The 16,543-nt window shown below is 71.8% G+C and carries 13 protein-coding genes; 4 read left to right on the top strand and 9 right to left on the bottom strand.

The features are described from left to right. Nucleotides 1-58 precede the first annotated feature (58 nt). Complete coding sequence (locus VTA80_RS12070) at nt 59-3,499, bottom strand: phosphodiester glycosidase family protein (protein ID WP_407341353.1); 3,441 nt, start codon at nt 3,497-3,499, stop codon at nt 59-61. 133 nt (nt 3,500-3,632) lie between these two features. After that, the gene (locus tag VTA80_RS12065) at nt 3,633-4,166 is read right to left on the bottom strand and encodes a flavodoxin domain-containing protein (protein ID WP_407341352.1); all 534 of its coding nucleotides are present in this window, start codon (nt 4,164-4,166) and stop codon (nt 3,633-3,635) included. Between the two features lie 140 nt (nt 4,167-4,306). On the opposite strand from VTA80_RS12065, the gene VTA80_RS12060 reads away from it, so the two are divergent. Further along, on the top strand, nt 4,307-4,513 hold the full coding sequence (locus tag VTA80_RS12060) for a three-helix bundle dimerization domain-containing protein (RefSeq protein ID WP_407341351.1): 207 nt from the start codon (nt 4,307-4,309) through the stop codon (nt 4,511-4,513). A gap of 7 nt (nt 4,514-4,520) precedes the next feature. On the opposite strand, the gene phnE is transcribed toward VTA80_RS12060, so the two are convergent. The 5 genes from phnE to VTA80_RS12035 all read right to left on the bottom strand — a co-directional run bounded on the left by phnE (nt 4,521) and on the right by VTA80_RS12035 (nt 9,948). Then, nucleotides 4,521-6,221, bottom strand: a complete 1,701-nt coding sequence (gene phnE, locus VTA80_RS12055; RefSeq protein WP_407341350.1) for a phosphonate ABC transporter, permease protein PhnE — start codon at nt 6,219-6,221, stop codon at nt 4,521-4,523. After that, entirely contained in the window at nt 6,221-7,099 is an 879-nt protein-coding gene (phnC, locus tag VTA80_RS12050) for a phosphonate ABC transporter ATP-binding protein (RefSeq protein WP_407341349.1), read from the bottom strand. Before phnC ends, phnE begins: the two co-directional genes overlap by 1 nt. Nucleotides 7,100-7,104: 5 nt before the next feature. Beyond that, a complete protein-coding gene (locus VTA80_RS12045; protein ID WP_407341348.1) occupies nt 7,105-8,109 on the bottom strand; it encodes a phosphate/phosphite/phosphonate ABC transporter substrate-binding protein in 1,005 nt (334 codons plus the stop codon). Beyond that, complete coding sequence (locus VTA80_RS12040) at nt 8,109-8,783, bottom strand: phosphonatase-like hydrolase (protein WP_407341347.1); 675 nt, start codon at nt 8,781-8,783, stop codon at nt 8,109-8,111. Before VTA80_RS12040 ends, VTA80_RS12045 begins: the two co-directional genes overlap by 1 nt. A gap of 76 nt (nt 8,784-8,859) precedes the next feature. Then, entirely contained in the window at nt 8,860-9,948 is a 1,089-nt protein-coding gene (locus VTA80_RS12035) for a 2-aminoethylphosphonate--pyruvate transaminase (RefSeq protein WP_407341346.1), read from the bottom strand. A 334-nt stretch (nt 9,949-10,282) separates the two neighbouring features. Between VTA80_RS12035 and VTA80_RS12030 the strand changes: the two genes are divergently transcribed. The 3 genes from VTA80_RS12030 (at nt 10,283) to VTA80_RS12020 (ending at nt 14,406) form a co-directional block, all read left to right on the top strand. Next, nucleotides 10,283-11,269, top strand: coding sequence for a diguanylate cyclase (locus VTA80_RS12030; RefSeq protein ID WP_407341345.1), 987 nt, complete (start codon nt 10,283-10,285; stop codon nt 11,267-11,269). A gap of 74 nt (nt 11,270-11,343) precedes the next feature. Next, nucleotides 11,344-13,962, top strand: coding sequence for an EAL domain-containing protein (locus tag VTA80_RS12025; RefSeq protein WP_407341344.1), 2,619 nt, complete (start codon nt 11,344-11,346; stop codon nt 13,960-13,962). Nucleotides 13,963-14,121: 159 nt separating this feature from the next. Beyond that, a complete protein-coding gene (locus VTA80_RS12020; protein WP_407341343.1) occupies nt 14,122-14,406 on the top strand; it encodes a hypothetical protein in 285 nt (94 codons plus the stop codon). Between the two features lie 45 nt (nt 14,407-14,451). Here the strand turns inward: VTA80_RS12020 and VTA80_RS12015 are convergent, their stop codons facing one another. Both VTA80_RS12015 and VTA80_RS12010 read right to left on the bottom strand, forming a co-directional pair. Continuing rightward, complete coding sequence (locus VTA80_RS12015; protein WP_407341342.1) at nt 14,452-15,981, bottom strand: CHAD domain-containing protein; 1,530 nt, start codon at nt 15,979-15,981, stop codon at nt 14,452-14,454. Between the two features lie 11 nt (nt 15,982-15,992). Next, entirely contained in the window at nt 15,993-16,463 is a 471-nt protein-coding gene (locus VTA80_RS12010; protein ID WP_407341341.1) for a SixA phosphatase family protein, read from the bottom strand. Between the last annotated feature and the right edge of the window lie 80 nt (nt 16,464-16,543).

Below are 16,543 nucleotides of genomic sequence, written 5' to 3'. Positions count from 1 at the left end.
TACATGTTGTGTCATGTATATCGTCTCGTCCGACCGCGAGCAATCCCCACGTTCCGTCTCAGCTGGTCACCGTCACCGATCCGGTCTGCCGCGTGCCGTTCACCGTCACCGCGACCTCCACGTCGCCTGGACGCAGCGCGGTGAAGCTCCCGGTTGCGGGGTCGAAGCTTGCGATGGCGTGATGGGGGGCCTCGGCGGCGGCGCCGACGAACAGGCCGCGGGACCCGGTCCAGTCGGCCGACACCGGCCACGCCACCGGCACGCGGCGACCGTCCTGCACGACGACGGCTGTCACGGCTGCGGTGGCTCCGACCGCGATCCGAGCGGGGGCGGTCAGCTCGAGGGTGTCGACGTGGGGCCGCAGCTCGACGCGGAGCCACGAATCAGCTCGGTCCGAGGGGCGCCCCGCATGGCGCGGGGTTGCCGACCGAGGTCGGTCCTGGATCCCGACCAGCGCCCAGCCGGTGAAGCCGCCGGCGTCGGGGGCGGCGGCCGGGCCCTTGCCACTGTTGCCGATCAGGGGCAGGAGCACGCCGTCCTCGCGCGACGCAGCGAACGTGCCCGCATGGGACGCGAGGTAGGCGGCGCCCTTCCCGGTCTCGGTGCGCACGTCCGCGAGCCAGTCCACCACCAGGGCGGCCTCCTTGCGGTCGGCCAGCTGGGAGTTGTCGGTCGGGGCCGGGTCGTCGATCGGGTGGTGCGCCATCACGACGACGTCCCGGATCGCGGCGTCCGTCTTGGCTCCCGCAAGGGCGTCGCGGAGCATGAGCAGCTGGTCGAACCCGCCGGCGCGGAACGAGCCGCGCGAGGAGTCGAGCAGCACGAACCGCGTACCGCGGTGGTCGAACGTCCGGGACGCCGGGCCGAACACCGCTTCCCAGCTCGTCAGGTCGCCGGCGCCGTAGGCCTCATGGTTCCCGGGCACGTAGTACACCGGGACCCGGCCACCCACCTCCTCGTCGAGCACCCGCTTGGCGAGAGCGATGTCCTCGGGAAAGCCACGGTCCACGAAGTCGCCGTTGACCACCAGGAACTCCGGGTCGGCGGCCAGGGCCTCGCGGATCGACCGCCGGGCCTGGCCGACGATGTCCGAGTCCGGGGCGTCGGCGGTGAACTGGGCGTCGGACAGCACCGCGAAGCGCCAGCGGCCGCGCTCGACCACCGTGCCGTCGGTGACCACGACCGGATCGGTGACCACCGGCGCGACCGGGAGGACAACCTCCTGCGCGCCCGAGACGGTGATGTCGTCGATCACGATCCGACCGGCGTACTGCCGCAGGGGCGAGGTCTCCACCACGTAGAAGCGGAACAGGGTCAGTGGCATGGTGAGTCCCGCAGGCACCTCGGCCTCGACGTAGCGCCAACCGGTCCAGTCGATGGCGGCGGCGACGTTGATGGTCTTGGCCGAGCCGCCGGCGGCGTCGTAGACGTTGGCCCGCAGCCAGGCGCCCTTGCCGTCGCCGAGCACCCAGGCGCCGACTCGCTGCGGGGCACCGGGCAGCACCTGGCGCGGCGTCGACGCGAGGTAGGCGGCTCGGGTCGCCGTCGTGCCGGTGAGCGAGTAGTCGAGGGCGACGCCCGAGCCGCCGTCGTGCCCGGGAGCGCTCGAGGCGCTTGCCTGCACCTGGGCGGGGTAGGCCGTGGCGACCCACCGGCCGGCGTCGTCCATCGTGTCGACCACCTCGGACTTGAGGCCGACCGTCAGGGCGACCGACGTCGTGAGCTCACCCACGCGGGCGGTCACGATCCCCACCCCCGAGGCGATCCGGGGGCGGACGGCGTACCCGGTGCCGTCCGGGGTGATCTCGACCAGGGCGCCGTCGTAGTCCAGGGCGATGTCGCGCGGCTCGACCCAGGTCGCGAACCCGGCCTCGTCGAAGCCCCGCACCTGCAGTCGACCGGTCTGGCCCGCGCCCGGCAGGGAGATCTGGACCGACGAGGGTGCGAGCCGGACGGGCTCGCCGAGCACCTGCAGGGTCACCTCGCCGCGGACGCCGCCGTTCTGGGCGGCCACGACGGCGACCCCGGGCCGGCGGCCGGTGACGATCGCCGTCCCGCCGTCCGCAGGCACGACGTCGGCCGTGCGACCCGGCACGGCGTTCCACACCGGCGCCGCCGGCACGGGGGCGAAGGTCTCGTCGTGCCCACGGGCGACGACGACCCGGGACAACCCCGAGAGGACCCGCAGATCGTCGGTGCGGGACCCGGCGTCGGGGTCGGTGGCCGTCGCCGGCTCCACGTGGAAGCCGGTCAGCTGCCCGCTCCCGGCCGGGGCGAGCAGGCCGAGCCCGTTCGGGGTCAGGCGCTGCCCACCGTCGGAGGGCTTGTTCACCACCTCGGGCGCCGCCTGGCCCGGCTCGCGCGCCAGCATCGTGGACGACCCCCCGCCGTCAAGGTTGAGGACGTCGTCGGCGCCGAGGTCCACCATCATCTGCCCGAGCTCGAGCTCCGTCAGGCCCCGGCTGTCGACCTGCCTGCCGTCCACGGTCAGCAGCCACATCCGGCGCCCGTCGGCCGAGAAGCCGGCCGCGGTGCGCGGGTGCAACGCGACGTCATCGACATCCAGGACGACGCCGTCCCGGGCGAGGACCTTGTTGCCGCCCAGCGCGACGGCGATCTCGCCGGCGTCGCTGCGCGGCCCATAGGTCACCTCGACGTGCTCACCGATCTCGAACCCTGCCAGCGCGGCCACGCCACCCTCTCGCCCGATGAGCGCGAGCTCCCCGGCTGCGAGCGCGACCGTCCCGACCACGTCGGTCGTGGCGGTCACGATGCCGTCGGTCAGGATCACCTCGCGGACCGGGACGACGCCGTCGACGGTGCGGTCGCGACCGACCGCGCCCCACGCGGGCGTGTACAGGCCCACCCCACCATCGGCGACCCCGGGCGAGTTCAGGTTCGTCAGCTGGGCGACGGACTCGCCGTCGTCGGCGGTGCCCGCCAGGAAGAGCTGGGACAGCCGACCCAGACCGTCCGCGCCGATCGTGATCGCCTCGTTGTAGCCGCTGGACGGTGCGTTGATCAGCGTGCCCGCTCCCCCGTCCGCATCGCGCTGGATCCCCACGCCCAGCGGGGCACCGGTGTCGTTGATGTCGAAGAAGTCACCGTTGACGCCCGCAACCGCGTGGCCACGGGCCGCCTGCTCGCTGAGCACCTCCCGGCCCGAGACCGTGCCGGGGTTGAGGTAGTCCACCGTCGATCCGCCGTCGAGGTCAGCGGTGAGGATGTCGCCGCGCAACCAGCCGCGGGCGTCCAGCCGGTCGAAGCTCGTCAGTGTCACGCCGGGGGCTACGGACTGCTGGCTGCGGTCCGTGACGATCGACGCGCCTGAACCGACGAGAGCGAGGTCAGGGATGTCCGCGACCTGCGACGAGCCGGGCGCGGACTCGGCCGGACGACGATCGCCCGGACCGTCGGAATCGGCAACGGCGGCCGACGGAGGGACAGCGAGGGCGAGCAGCAGCGCCCCCGTCGTGAGCAACGAACGGGCCGGGCGCATGCGGGCTCCTCGGTCGAGCGGGTGATACCGCTCATCTCAGCAGTCGCATGGGTTGGTGTGATGAATTCCCGGGCGCTGCCGAGCCAACGCACCGCGGCGCGTTGGCGTCGCGCGATCGCCATGGGGAGTGCGGTCAGGGCGCCGTCGTGGGCAGGTCGTGGGCGATCGTCTCGGCCCAGGCATCGATGGCGGCCCAGTCCCGGAAGTCGCCCTCGGGGAGCAGCGTGCGGCCGGCGGGCAGCAGCCGGAGCAGCCGCCCCGCGGTGTCGTGCGTGGTCGGGTCCAGTGCGCCGAAGAAGACACACAGATCGCGGGGCTTGATCGACTCGGCGAACTCGGCGAACTCCTTGGGCTGGGACGTCTCGACCAGGTCGCGACCTTGGTCGTCCTGGGTGGCGGTGCCCAGCGGCCCGCTGGCGAACAGCCAGACCGGGGATCCGGCGAGCAGCCCCTGGTGCTCGTGGACGAACTCGGTCGCGTCCTTGCGCCACTTGCCCAGGTAGACCGCGGAGCCGATCACGAACGCGTCGAAGCTGGCGATGTCGGTGACGGCAGAGACGGGCAGCGCCTCCGCGGGGCGACCGGCGGCCTCGAGGGTCGCGGCGATCCGCTCGGCGATCCCCTGCGTGGCGCCGTGCTTGCTGGCATAGGCGACGAGTATCGACACGGTGTGTTCCTCAACCTCGGTGGGTGTGCGGCCCATCATGGTCGCCCAGCCAGGCCGGCCGCAGTGGCTGTGAGGCAACCCGCGGGCTGGAGAACGTCAAACACCTGCAACGGACGATCTATGCGAGGAACGTGGGGGCCATGCCGAAGCTCGATGAACGTCAGGCCGTCGAACAGGTCACTGTGCGGCTGTCCGCCCGGTTCCCCAACCTTCCGACCACCCTCGTGAGGACGACCGTGCGCGACGAGCACGCCAAGCTTGACGGCCGCGTGCGCGACTACGTGCCAGTTCTGGTCGAACGCGCCGCCCGGCAACGGCTCGGAATGATCGCCACCATCGACGGCTAGGCGCACGTCAGCGCAACGCTCGCCGGACGAACATCGACAGCCCCTCCACGATCAGCACCGTGACCAGGATCATCGCGACGATCGCCGTGACCTGGTCGTACTTCGAGCCCTGCCCCGCGTTGAGCAAGTAGTAGCCGACGCCGCCCCCGCCGACGATCCCGAGGACGGTCGCGGCGCGGATGTTCGTGTCGAGCAGGTAGAAGGTGTGCCCGATCAGCGCCGGCGCGCCCTGCGGGAGCGTGGCGGCAACGAAGACCTGGAGCCGGGTCGCGCCGGTCGTCGTGGCGGCCCGCTCGGGGCCGGGGTTGACCTCTTCGAACGAGTCGGCGATGAGCTTGCCGAGCAGGCCGATCCCGCAGAAGGCCAGGGCGATCGTGCCGGCCTGCGCTCCCAGCCCGGTGACGATGATGAGCACGATCGCGAGGATGAGCTCGGGGATCCCGCGGATGAGCACCAGGACGAACCTGGAGACGCCGCGAACGAGCCCTGTCGGGGCGACGTTGCGCGCGGCGAGCGCTCCGATCACCACGGAGATGCCGAACGTCAGGCCGGTCGCGGCCAGGGCGATCGCGATGGTCTCGGCCATCGCACCGAGCATGAGGGACGTGGGATAGCTGCCGAAGCTCGGCGGCCAGAACCTCGCCGCGACGCCGGGCAGGAACTGCCAGAACGTGATCAGCTCCCGCCACGGGAGCTCGCAGACGACCACCGAGGCGGCGACGATCGCGACGGTCAGCCAGCCCGCGAGCACGTTGCGTGCCCGACGGCGATCCCACGGCCGGGCCAGTGCCGCTGTGGGCGAGCGCGGCGCGGGTCGCGGCGCCCGACCGCGCGCGCTCGACCACCGGTTGCCGCGCCGCGATCGCGCACCCTGACCGAGCATCGCCTTGCGCACGGTGGAGGAGACGATCTCCATGCCGACGCACAGCGCGAACATGACGATCGCGATGCCCAGGCCACGGGAGTAGTTGAGGGCGCTGAAGGCGTTCTTCATCTCCAGGCCGAGGCCGACGACGCCCACGTAGCCCAGGATCACCGAGCCGCGCAGGTTGATGTCGTTGCGGTGCAGCACGGTCGCGACCCACGAGGGCAGCACCTGTGGCAGGACCGCGGAGACGAACTCCTGCCGGCGGGTCGCCCCGGCGGCGCGCAGGGCGAGGCGCGGCCCCTCGTCGATCTGCTCGATCGCATCGGCGAACAGCTTCGAGATCATGCCGACGGAGTGGATGCCGATCGCGACGATCCCCGGCAGGGCGCCGATCGAGAACATGAGCACGGCGGCCATCGCGAGCACGACGTCGGGCACGGCTCGGGCGAGCACGCCGAGGAAGCGGCCGAGCACGCGCCAGGCGGGTCCGGGGGTCGTGTTCGCCGCCGCGAGGTAGGCCACGGGGACCGACAGCACCGCGGCGAGCAGCGTCCCGCAGATCACGAGGCCGAGGGTCAGCGCGACCAGGTGCGCCAGCTCGCCGGCCGGCGGGAAGGTGATCGTGCCGACACGGTGCGCGAAACGAACCGCGTTGGACCAGCTGTGCACCATCGCGGGGATCGAGATGTCGACGCGGACGACCGCGAGCACCGACGCCGCGCCGAGCAGGGCGAGCAGCAGCCAGGCGGACGTGCGTCGGCGGTCGGTCCCGGGCCGGTGGGCGATCGGAACTAGCGCCGGGGTCCCGGTGGGCGCGGGAGCGTCGACCGTGTCCAGCATCAGCGGGTCGATCCCACGGGGAACGGGACCACAGCAGTGGGGGCCGTCGCGACGCCGTCGACCTGCGAGGTGTGCCCGGCGATCGAGCTGTAGATGTCCATCGCGTCCGCCTTGCTGACATCCGCCGCCGCGGAGTCGCGCACGACGCGCCCGTCGCGCAGACCGACGATGCGGTCGGCCCAGCCGAGCGCCAGGTCGACCTGGTGGAGGCTGCACAGGACCGTCAGCCCCGCCTCGCTGGCGATCTGCCGGATGAGCGCCATCACCTGGGCGCTCGACTCGGGGTCGAGCGACGCGACCGGCTCGTCCGCGAGCAGGATCTTCGGGTCCTGCATCAGCGCGCGCGCGATCGCGACCCGCTGCTGCTGGCCCCCGGAGAGCGTGTCGGACCGCTGGTAGGCCTGCCCGAGCAGCCCCACCCGGTCGAGGTGCTCGAGGGCCGTCAGCCGCAGCGATCGGCGGTAGGACACGAGGCCGAGCCGCGGGCCGGTGATCCGGGCGAGCGCGCCGGTCAGCACGTTCTCCAGCACGGTCAGCGACCCGACCAGCTCGAACTGCTGGAACACGAAGCCGACCTGGCTCCGCAGGCTGCGCAGCTCCTTGCCCCGGAGCTGGGCGACCGGGCGGCCGAGCACCGTGACGTCGCCGCTCGACTGCCGTTCGAGGCCGACGAGGTGGCGCAGCAGGGTGGACTTCCCCGAGCCGGACAGCCCGAGGAGTACCACGATCTCCCCCGGCGCGACCGAGAGGCTGACGTCGTCGAGCGCCAGGGTCCGGTCGAACGACTTGGACACCGAGGCGAGCTCGACCACGGCACCGTCCGGCCCCCGGTCGTGGCTGCGCGCAGCCTCGACCGGGGCGGACCGGGGTCGCGCCATGACACTCAAGCCTTGCACTGCTCGGCCTGCGTGGCCTTGCAGATGTCGCGGATCAGGTCGTAGTACGCGTCGTCGACCGGTGCGGTCGCGTAGAACACCGAGCGGAACGCGTCCGTGTCGGCCGAGTCGATCCCCGACGCGATGATCTCGTCGACCGTCACCCGGCTCAGGGTGTCCGTGAGCTGGGCCTTGACGTCCGCGGGGAGGGTGTCGGACACGACGATCGGCGCTCCCGGGACCTGCGTCTGCAGGATCGAGGTCACCCCGTCGGACTTGGCGACCTCGGAGTCCTCCGCGAAGCCCGCCTCGCACTCCGTGCCGAGGGCGACCTTCTGCACCGAGACATCGTGCTTGCCGGCGAAGACCGGGGTGATGTCGGTCGTCGGGTCGATGCCGGCCTCGAGGAGGTTGTAGCTCGGGAAGAGGTAGCCGGAGGTCGACGACGGGTCGACGAAGCAGACCTTCTTGCCGGCGAAGTCGTCGATCGAGGTGATCGGGCTGCCCTTGGGGACGATCGCCTCGGAGAAGTAGCCGGGCTCACCGCCCTCGGCGGTGACGATCGAGGAGATCGGCGTGATCTTGGCGCCGTTGTTCTTGGCGGTGACGTAGGTGAACCCCGAGAAGGACGCGACGTCGAGCTTGCCCGCGACGGACGCCTCGATCAGCGCTGCGTAGTCGGTCGACTCGTGGTACTCCACGGTCTTGCCGGTCTCGGCCGCGATGTAGTCCATCAGCGGCTGGTAGTTCGTCGCGGTGTCCACGCTGTCGGGGACGACGCCGAACACGAGGGTGTCGGAGTCGACCGCGAAGGCAGTGCCGCCGTTCGCGCCCTCGCTGGCGGCGCTCGAGCCGGAGCAGGCAGCCAGGGGAAGGACGAGCGCGAACGCGGCGCCGAGGTAGGCGGCACGGGTCAGGACGTGGGTGGTCGACGAGCGCATGGCGGGGTTTCCCTTGGACGGGGTCGGTGTGGAGCGGGACGAGATGGTGCGGTGCTGGCTCGAGAACGGCATCAGTGGTTCAGGACGAGCAGGGGCAGCGAGGCGATCGACTCGAGGACCTGATCGGCGCCGGCCTGCAGCAGCTGGTCGGACTCGTGCGCGCCGGTGAGCACCCCGGCGACGAGACCCGCTCCGGCCGCCCGGCCCATCCGCATGTCGTATGCGGTGTCGCCGGCGGTGACGAGGCCGCGCACCTCGGTCCCCTCGAGGGCCAGCAGGGCCGCGAGCGCGAGGTCCGGGAAGGGGCGACCGCGGCCGGCGTCGGCCGGGCAGAGCGTCACGTCGGCGACCGACTCCCAGTCGAGGGCCCGCAGGATCCGGGACAGGGTGACGCGAGAGAACCCTGTGGTCAGCGCCACCTTGATGCCGCCGGTGCGCAGGCGGTCGATGGCCTCCGCGGCGCCGGGCAGCGCTGCGCACAGGCCGTCGTCGATGAGGTCGCTGTACGCCTGCTCGAAGGCGGCGTTCGCCTGCTGGGCGAGCGCCTCCTCGCCGAGCAGGGCGCGGAAGACGGCGATCTTCGACTCGCCCATGGTGGTCCGGACGTAGTCGAGCATCGTCGCGTACCGGTCGTCCCCGGCGTGGACGCCCAGGTGCCCGATGGCGTCGGAGAAGGCCTTCTCGACCAGCCCGTCGTCGGCCACGGTGGTTCCGGCCATGTCGAGGACCGCGATTTCAAAGGTCATGGGGGTGCTCCTGCGGTTGTGGTGCTCGAGCGATGAGAGGGGGTGGTGGTGGGGCCGCGTGGGCGCCCGGTCCGGGTCAGATCTCGGCGACGCCGAGAGCCTCCAGGGACTGCGCGATCGCGGTGACCGCGGACAACAGGTCCTCGGTGTCCACGGCGCCGATGCAGCCGACGCGGAACGTCTCGGCCTGGGTGAGCTTGCCGGGATACAGGATGAAGCCCCGGTTCTTGACCTCGCGGTAGAGGTCCGGGAAGTGCCAGCGCGCGTCGCGGGGGGCATGGAACGTGTAGATGATCGGGGCCTGGAGCGCAGCGGGAAGGAAGGACCGGAAGCCGAGGGCGGTCATCTCGCCGAGGAGCACGTCACCGTTGGCCTGGTAGCGCTGGCGTCGCGCGGCGATGCCCCCTTCCGCCGCGTACTGCACGAGAGCCGATCGCAGCGCGGCGACGACGTGCGTCGGCGGGGTGAACCGCCACTGGCCGGTGCGCCGCAGGTACGAGTACTGGTCACTGAGGTCCATCGCCAGGGAGTCGCACCGTCCGGCGCACGCGAGCAGCACGGACTCGGGCACGAAGACGAACCCCATGCCCGGGACGCCCTCGAGGCCCTTGCCGGAGGCGGCCACGATGGCGTCGATCGCGGGGTGGTCGGCGTGCACCGGCAGCACCCCGAACGAGCTCATCGCATCCACGATCAGGCGGCGACCGGCCATGGCGACGACGTCGGCGATCGCCCCGATCGGGTTGAGCAGACCGGTGCTCGTCTCGCAGTGGATGACGGCGACGTGGGTCGCGTCGGGGTGGGACTGGAGGAGCGCGGCGACGTCGGCCGGGTCGGGAGCGACGTCCTCGGCGGTCTCGTGCACGATCGGGCGCCGGCCGCTGCGGCGGCAGATCTCGGCGAGGCGCCGGCCGTAGGCGCCATTGACCAGGACGATGATGCTGCCGCCGGGCCGCACGAGGGTGCGGACCGCGGCCTCGACCGCGAACGTGCCGCTGCCCTGGAGCGGGACGCAGCGCAGGTCGTTGCGGCGGGGGCTGGCGATCTCGACCAGCCGGTCGCAGACCTCGCGGGTGACGGCGGCGAACTCGGGATCCCACGAACCCCAGTCGACCAGCATGGCCTGACGGGTCACGTCGCTGGTCGTCAGGGGGCCGGGTGTCAACAGCTTCGGGGCGGCGATGGTGGATCCTCTCGGTGGGTCTTGCGATCACAAAGATCACACCAAGAACGCTTGACCATCATGTGGACAGGTCGTGTCCTGCCGAACAACAGCGACCCAAGAGTCGCCCGGTCGTCAGCGGCATTGATCACACGCATCGATGCCTGCGTCGGCCTTCCCCCGACCTGCACCCGAGACTTCATGTCGCGTTCACTCAGGTCACCGGCGCGTGACCCCCAGCGTTGTCCGCGAGCGCCTGAGAATGAAAGGTGTGACCACTGGAGTCGTACCCAAGATGAGACTGCTCGCGTCGCCGGGGACAGGTGTCCTGCGGTGGGTGCGTGACTATGCGAGCGAGAATCCCGTCACCCTGCTGGGCGACATCGCCGGGACGGCGGTCCAGGTGCCGGCCAGCACGACGACCGCCGTGGTGGACGAGCTCTTCCGCGCCGATCCGCAGCTTCACCATGTGATCGTGCAGGGTCCGGCCGGGCCGGTCCTGCTGGATCGATCGTGGTTCGAATCCGTGATCACGGGCCGCTTGGGCTACGGGCGCCTGCTGCACGCCCGTAAGCCCGTTCTCGCGCTCGCGTCCCCCGAGACCGTCGTGCTCGCGTACGACTGCACCATCGAAGGCGCCGCCTCCGCTGTCATCTCCGGGCGCACCGCCGGGCGCGCCGCCTTGGCGACGGTCGTGTCGTGGCCGAACGGCGTCCTGAAGGTCGCCCTGATCTCGACGATCTTCGAGCGGCTGGCCCGCCAGTACGCCTACCAGTCGTGGCACGACCCGCTCACGCGGCTCCCCAACCGTGGCTACCTGCGCGAGCAGCTCAGTGCCCTCGAGGCCCGACCGGACGCCGAAGGCCCCTGGCAGGCGGTGCTCTTCCGGCTCGACATCGATCGGTTCAAGTCCGTCAATGACGCGTTCGGCCACGCGGCGGGCGACGAGGCGCTCGTGCAGATCGCGGCACGGATGCGCGCCGTGTCGCGCCGAGATGACCTCGTGGTGCGGCTCGGCGGCGATGAGTTCGCGGTGCTGACCGCCGCTCCGCTCACCTTCGACGAGAGCAGGAGCTTCGCCGCGCGCCTGGTTGAGGAGGCTGCCGGCCCCGTCGTCGTCGAGGTCGACGACGGCCTCGGCGGCCTGACCGAGCGGTGCGTGACCGTCAGCGCGAGCGTCGGGTTCGCCCACGCGGAGAGCGCGGAACCGGGCGGGCTCACCGGCACCTTCGGCCTGATCCTCAAGCAGGCGGACGTCGCGCTCCGCCGAGCCAAGGAGCAGGGTCGCGGCCGCGCCGAGCGCTTCGTGGCCGGGATGAGCTGAGGGTTCATCTGGTGTTCATCTGATCTCGGGCGCGGGATTCTCAGTAGTGCTGTTCGCGTGTCGAACATGAGTGCGTGACCTCACAGGCGCTCGATCGCACGACCCCGCCAGCACTGCCGGCCAGCGGATCGGGGTGGGCGCAAGACGTCGCCCGCGAGAGTGTCGCCGGACTGCTCGGCGAGATCGCGGTGCCGGTCGTCCTGGTCCCGGCCGAGGTCAACGCCGCCCGGGTGGACGAGCTGTTCCGCTCCGATCCGGGCCTGCACTGCGTCGTGGTCCAGAGCGCGGGTGGCCCGGCACTCGTGGACCGGTCCTGGTTCGAGGCGGCGATCACCGGCCGGTTGGGGTACGGGCGGCTGCTCCATGCCCGCAAGCCGATCCTGGCGATGATCACCACCCCCACGCTGGTCCTGGCGCACGACGCCACCGTGGAGGACGCCGCGTCGGCGGTCATCTCTCGGCGAGCTCCTGGCACCGGCGCGAACGCAGTGGTCGTGACCTGGCCGGACGGGTCCGTCGGCGTGGCGCACGTGTCGACGATCTTCGAACGGTTGGCCCGCCAGTACGCCTACCAGTCGTGGCACGACCCGCTCACGGGACTCCCCAACCGTCGGTACCTGATGGAGCAGATCCGGGTCGTCGGCCAGTCGCGTGACCCCGGTGACCAGGTGTGGCACGCCGTGCTGTTCTACCTCGACCTCGACCGGTTCAAGGACGTCAACGACCAGTTCGGGCACGGCGCCGGCGACCAGGTCCTGGCCCAGTTCGCCGAGCGGATCAAGGCCGCGTCCCGCCAGGACGACGTCGTCGTGCGGCTCGGTGGCGACGAGTTCGCCATCCTGACTGCCGCGCCGCTCACGTTGGCGCAGAGCGAGGCGTTCGCCGCCCGGCTCGTCCTGGAGGCCGCGGCCCCGTTCGTCGTGGAGATCACCAACGGCTCGGGCATCGCCGTGGAGCAGGTCGTGGCGATCGGCGCGAGCGTCGGGGTCGCCCACTCCAGCGGGGTGCAACCCGCCGTGCTGGTGACCTCTCTGGACGTGCTGCTCAAGCAGGCCGACATCGCGATGTACCGCGCGAAGGAGCACGGCCGGGGCCGGGCTGAGCAGTACCGCCCCGAGATGCGCACCGGGCTGGAGGCGACCGAGACCACCCAGGCCCGACGGCGGATGGAACGCGCCCTGCGCCTCGCGATCGAGACCGGCGGGCTGACGGTGCACTACCAGCCGGTCGTCGAGCTCCCCTCGGGTCGGGTCACCGGGGTCGAGGCCCTCGCTCGGTGGAACGACCCCGTCCTCGGCAACGTCCCCCCCGACCAGTTCATCCCGCTGGCGGAGACCACCGGACTGATCCTCGACCTGGGCGAATGGGTGCTGCGGGCCGCGTGCCGCCAGGCCGCCACGTCCACGTCGGGCGTCGAGCAGCACCTCACGGTGGCGGTGAACGTCTCCCCGGTCCAGCTCGCCCAACAAGGGTTTGTCGAGGTCGTCATGGACGCGCTCGACGACTCAGGCCTGCCGGCGAGCCGGCTGTGCCTCGAGGTCACCGAGACGGCCGCGATCATCAACCTGGCCGAGACGACCGCACGCCTGGCCGAGCTACGCCGCCGCGGGGTGCAGATCGCCCTCGACGACTTCGGCACGGGGCACTCCTCGCTGACGATGCTGCGCGCCCTGCCCCTGACGATCGTGAAGATCGACCGCTCGTTCGTGGCGAAGGTCGCCCGATCCGCGCAGGACGCCGTGCTGGTGCGCCTGGTGATCGAGACCGCGCACACCCTGGGGCTGCGCGTGTGCGCCGAGGGGATCGAGGACGCCGACCAGGCCCAGCAGCTCGTCGCGATGGGCTGCGACAGCGCACAGGGCTGGTACTTCGGGATGCCCGAGCCGCCGTCCGAGCGGCTGACCCGCACGCTGAGCTCGACGCGACCGGCCGTGATGTTCGACGTGACCGCCCAGCCGCCCGTGCCCTTCGGCGCCGCAGACGAGCTCGTCCTGGTCACCGGCACGGACCGCACCATCACCTATGCGTCGTCCACGAGCCAGACGATCGTCGGCTGGACCCCCCAGCAGCTTCTCGGCACGAACGTCCTCGACCACCTGCACCCCGACGCCGCAGCGCACATCACCTCCCTCACAGCTGCCTGCGAGCACGACGGACGCGCCACCCACCGCGTGCGCCACCGGGACGGCAGCTGGCTCTGGCTGGACACCACGACCAAGGCCCTGCGCGACGACCTCGGGACCGTCGTCGAGGTCATGTCCGTCTGCCGGGACGTCACCGCCACCACGGATGCCACCGACGCCCTGGCCGACAACGAGGCCAAGTTCCGCCACGCGTTCGACGACGCCCCCACCGGCATGACGCTGACCGGGTTGGACGGAGCGATCCTGAGCGTGAACGCCGCGTTCGCCGACCTGGTCGGCCGGGACGTGCCGGACCTGGTGGGCGTCACCGTCGCGGCCCTCACCCACCCCGAAGACCGGGGCCACGACGCGGACAACCTCGCCGACCTGCGCACCGGGGACGCGACCGCGCACCTCGTCGCGAAGCGGTACCTGCACGCCGACGGCAGCACGGTCTGCGCCAACGTGCGCGCCGCCGTCGTCAACGACCGTCACGGCCAGCCCGCCTACGTGATCGCGCACATCACGCCGGCGGCCTGGACCGCGACCCGGGCGATCGGCCACCCCTGAGGTCGCGACGGGGCCATTCACCGGACCGATACCTGAGGTACATCTCCCGTTGACCTCGCTAGGGCGCGACGGCTGTTTACTGGGAGAACCCCGGTCCGGGTGCGTCCTGGCCCCTACCAATCACACCGATTCTCGCGCGGAAGACAATGGAGGACCCCCATGAGTGCAAAGGCCCAGCATTCACGGAAGGCGCACCAGCACTACCTCGTCCAGTTCACGATCGAGGCCGACGGCACCAACCCCGACGACGCGATCCAGGTCGCGCTCGACCAGATCCTGCGCGACGGCCTGCAGAGCGCGCAGGCCCGCATCGAGGAGATCCCCCCGCACGGGTCCCCCCTGCTCGTCGACCACGCCGATCCCGTCGGTGAGAGCCGACTCACGAGCCGCGGCCCGGTGGAACGCAGCTCACGCGACGCGTTCCACGGCCTGTTCCTCGGTTGAGCTGGGTCCGGTGGGCGGGCTGCCAGACGAGCGGGTCGACCGGCGTCAGCGCATCCAGCGGTGGCGGCGGGGGGCGCTGACCTTGTCCCACGCCGCAGGCAGTCGCTCGTCGACGGAGGCCGCCCGTGCCTGCGCAAGGGCATGCAGCCGGCCGTAGGTGAACGAGTTCTCACCGGCCTGCGCGGCATCCACCGCCACGCCGCGCAGCACCGCACCGAGCATGACGAGGTCCTCGCGGTGGGCGAGCAGCGTCTGGAGCTCTTTGGCCGCGCGGGCAAGCTTGACGGCCGGCCCGCCGACGACGGGCGCAGCGACGTCGGCCGCGCAGCGGACCCTGGTGCACGCCTTGGCTGCCTCGCCCAGGAGGGCGTCACGGCGGGCACCGGGCAGCGCCGACGACGCCGCGTCGTACGCCGCCACGAGACGGACCCAGTCGCGGCGGACCAGCGCGGGCAGGACACGATCGGCCGGTTTGGCCGCGGCCTTCGTCAGCTGCGGAGCCATCACGAGCTCGTCGAGGGCGTCCAGGAGCTGGAAGTAGCGGCCGGAGTCGAGCGCCTCGAGCACCCGCCGGTGGGCGTCGGAGCAGTCCGCAGCGAGGTCGGTGCTCAGCCGCTGGACCACCGGGCCCAGGACGAGGTCGGACGCCTCCTGGGCAACGAGCTCGGCAAGCTGCTCTCGGGCCAGCTGAGCATCACGGTCCGCGCCGAGCAGCCCGGCCAGCCAGCCGAGCTCGACACGCACGAGCTCGCTGGGCTCGCGCACGAGCAAGGGCCGAAACGTGGCCAGCGCGGCGCGCAGCGCGCCGGTGGCCGCGCGCATCTGGTGCGCGGCGCCGGGTTGGTTGCGCCGCACCCGCGGATCACGCGCAAGCAGCAGGTCACGCTTCGAACGCAGGTGGTCCCTCAGCACCGCGCCGGCGAAGCGCGGGTCGAGGGGATCGCCGTCGGGATCCTCGGAGGCTGCGGCGACCAGCTGCTCACCCAGCGCACGGGTGAGCTTCGACGTCCACGCCGGCGCGGTTCCGCCGCCGGCGCGGAGCCGACCCAAGGCGCGGGCGAGCAGGTCCTGATCACCGTGGCCGAGCTCGACCTCCCACTCCCGCCAGGCGTCAACCCTGGCGCCGCCCGGTCCTGGGGCGACGGCCGTGACCGCGTCGTCGGCCACCGTGAGCAGGACCCGTCCGTGCGCATCGCGCAACGCGTGCACCTTGCGCGCGGTGCGCAGCACCACCACCGGCTCGATCGTCGCCTCGCGCACCCGCGCGGCGATCGCGGCGAGAAGCTCGGCCGGGACGACGGCGTCGTCGGTGCCCAGCGGGGCGCGAAGGTCGATCCACTCGTCTGCCGAGACCGGCACCTTGAGCTGCCAGCCCTGGCTGGCGCCCCCGGTCCGGCGGCGCAACGTGATGCGCGCCCGGGCCAGGCGCAGGTCAGCGGTGTCCCAGTGCACAGCCTCCAGCGAGTGGTCCTCGCTCGCGTCCGCAGAGGCCACGCCGCGCAGCGTGGCGAGATCGGGAACCGGCACGATCTCGGGTGCCTCGAGCTTGGCGTTGATCTGCCGATGTGCGCCCATGTGCGCACACTTTAGCTTCGCCCGCCGAGCGTCAGCGGCGGCACGTACTCGAGCGCCGTGGCGCCGTCCTGGTGCCGTCGGACGCGCCACGCGGCGCCCTTCTCCGTGGCGCGCGCAGGCACGGTCACCAGCCCGGAGGTTCGCGCGGCGTCGAGCAGCGCGTGCAGCACCTCGCCGTGGGTGCACAGCGCCCACGGGGCGCTCTCGTTGGACAGGATCCAGTCGAGCAGCGCGTCGACCGACGCGTCCTTGGCGAGCAGCGGGGTGTCCTGGACCGGCACGCTCCGGGCGGCTGCCAGTGGCTCGACCGTCTGTCGGCATCGCAGCGCCGGGCTCGACCACACGACCCCGATGTCGTCGTCGACCAGGGATTCGATCAGCGCTGCGGCTTGGTGCGGGCCTCGCGCCGTGAGCGGTCGCAGGTCGTCGTCGCGGTCCCAGTCTGACTTGCGGCCCGCATAGGCGTGGCGTACGAGAATCACGGTGATGAGACTAGGCACGACCCCGGGTCCCGTGAGGGCCGATCCACCCGTGCATCGCAGGCTGCGCGGCCACCGTACCC

Source organism: Pengzhenrongella phosphoraccumulans, assembly GCF_045689905.1.
Classification (GTDB): Bacteria; Actinomycetota; Actinomycetes; order Actinomycetales; family Cellulomonadaceae; genus Pengzhenrongella; species Pengzhenrongella phosphoraccumulans.
The sequence above is the reverse complement of the archived record's forward strand: the minus strand, read 5'-3'. Positions and strand labels throughout refer to the sequence as shown.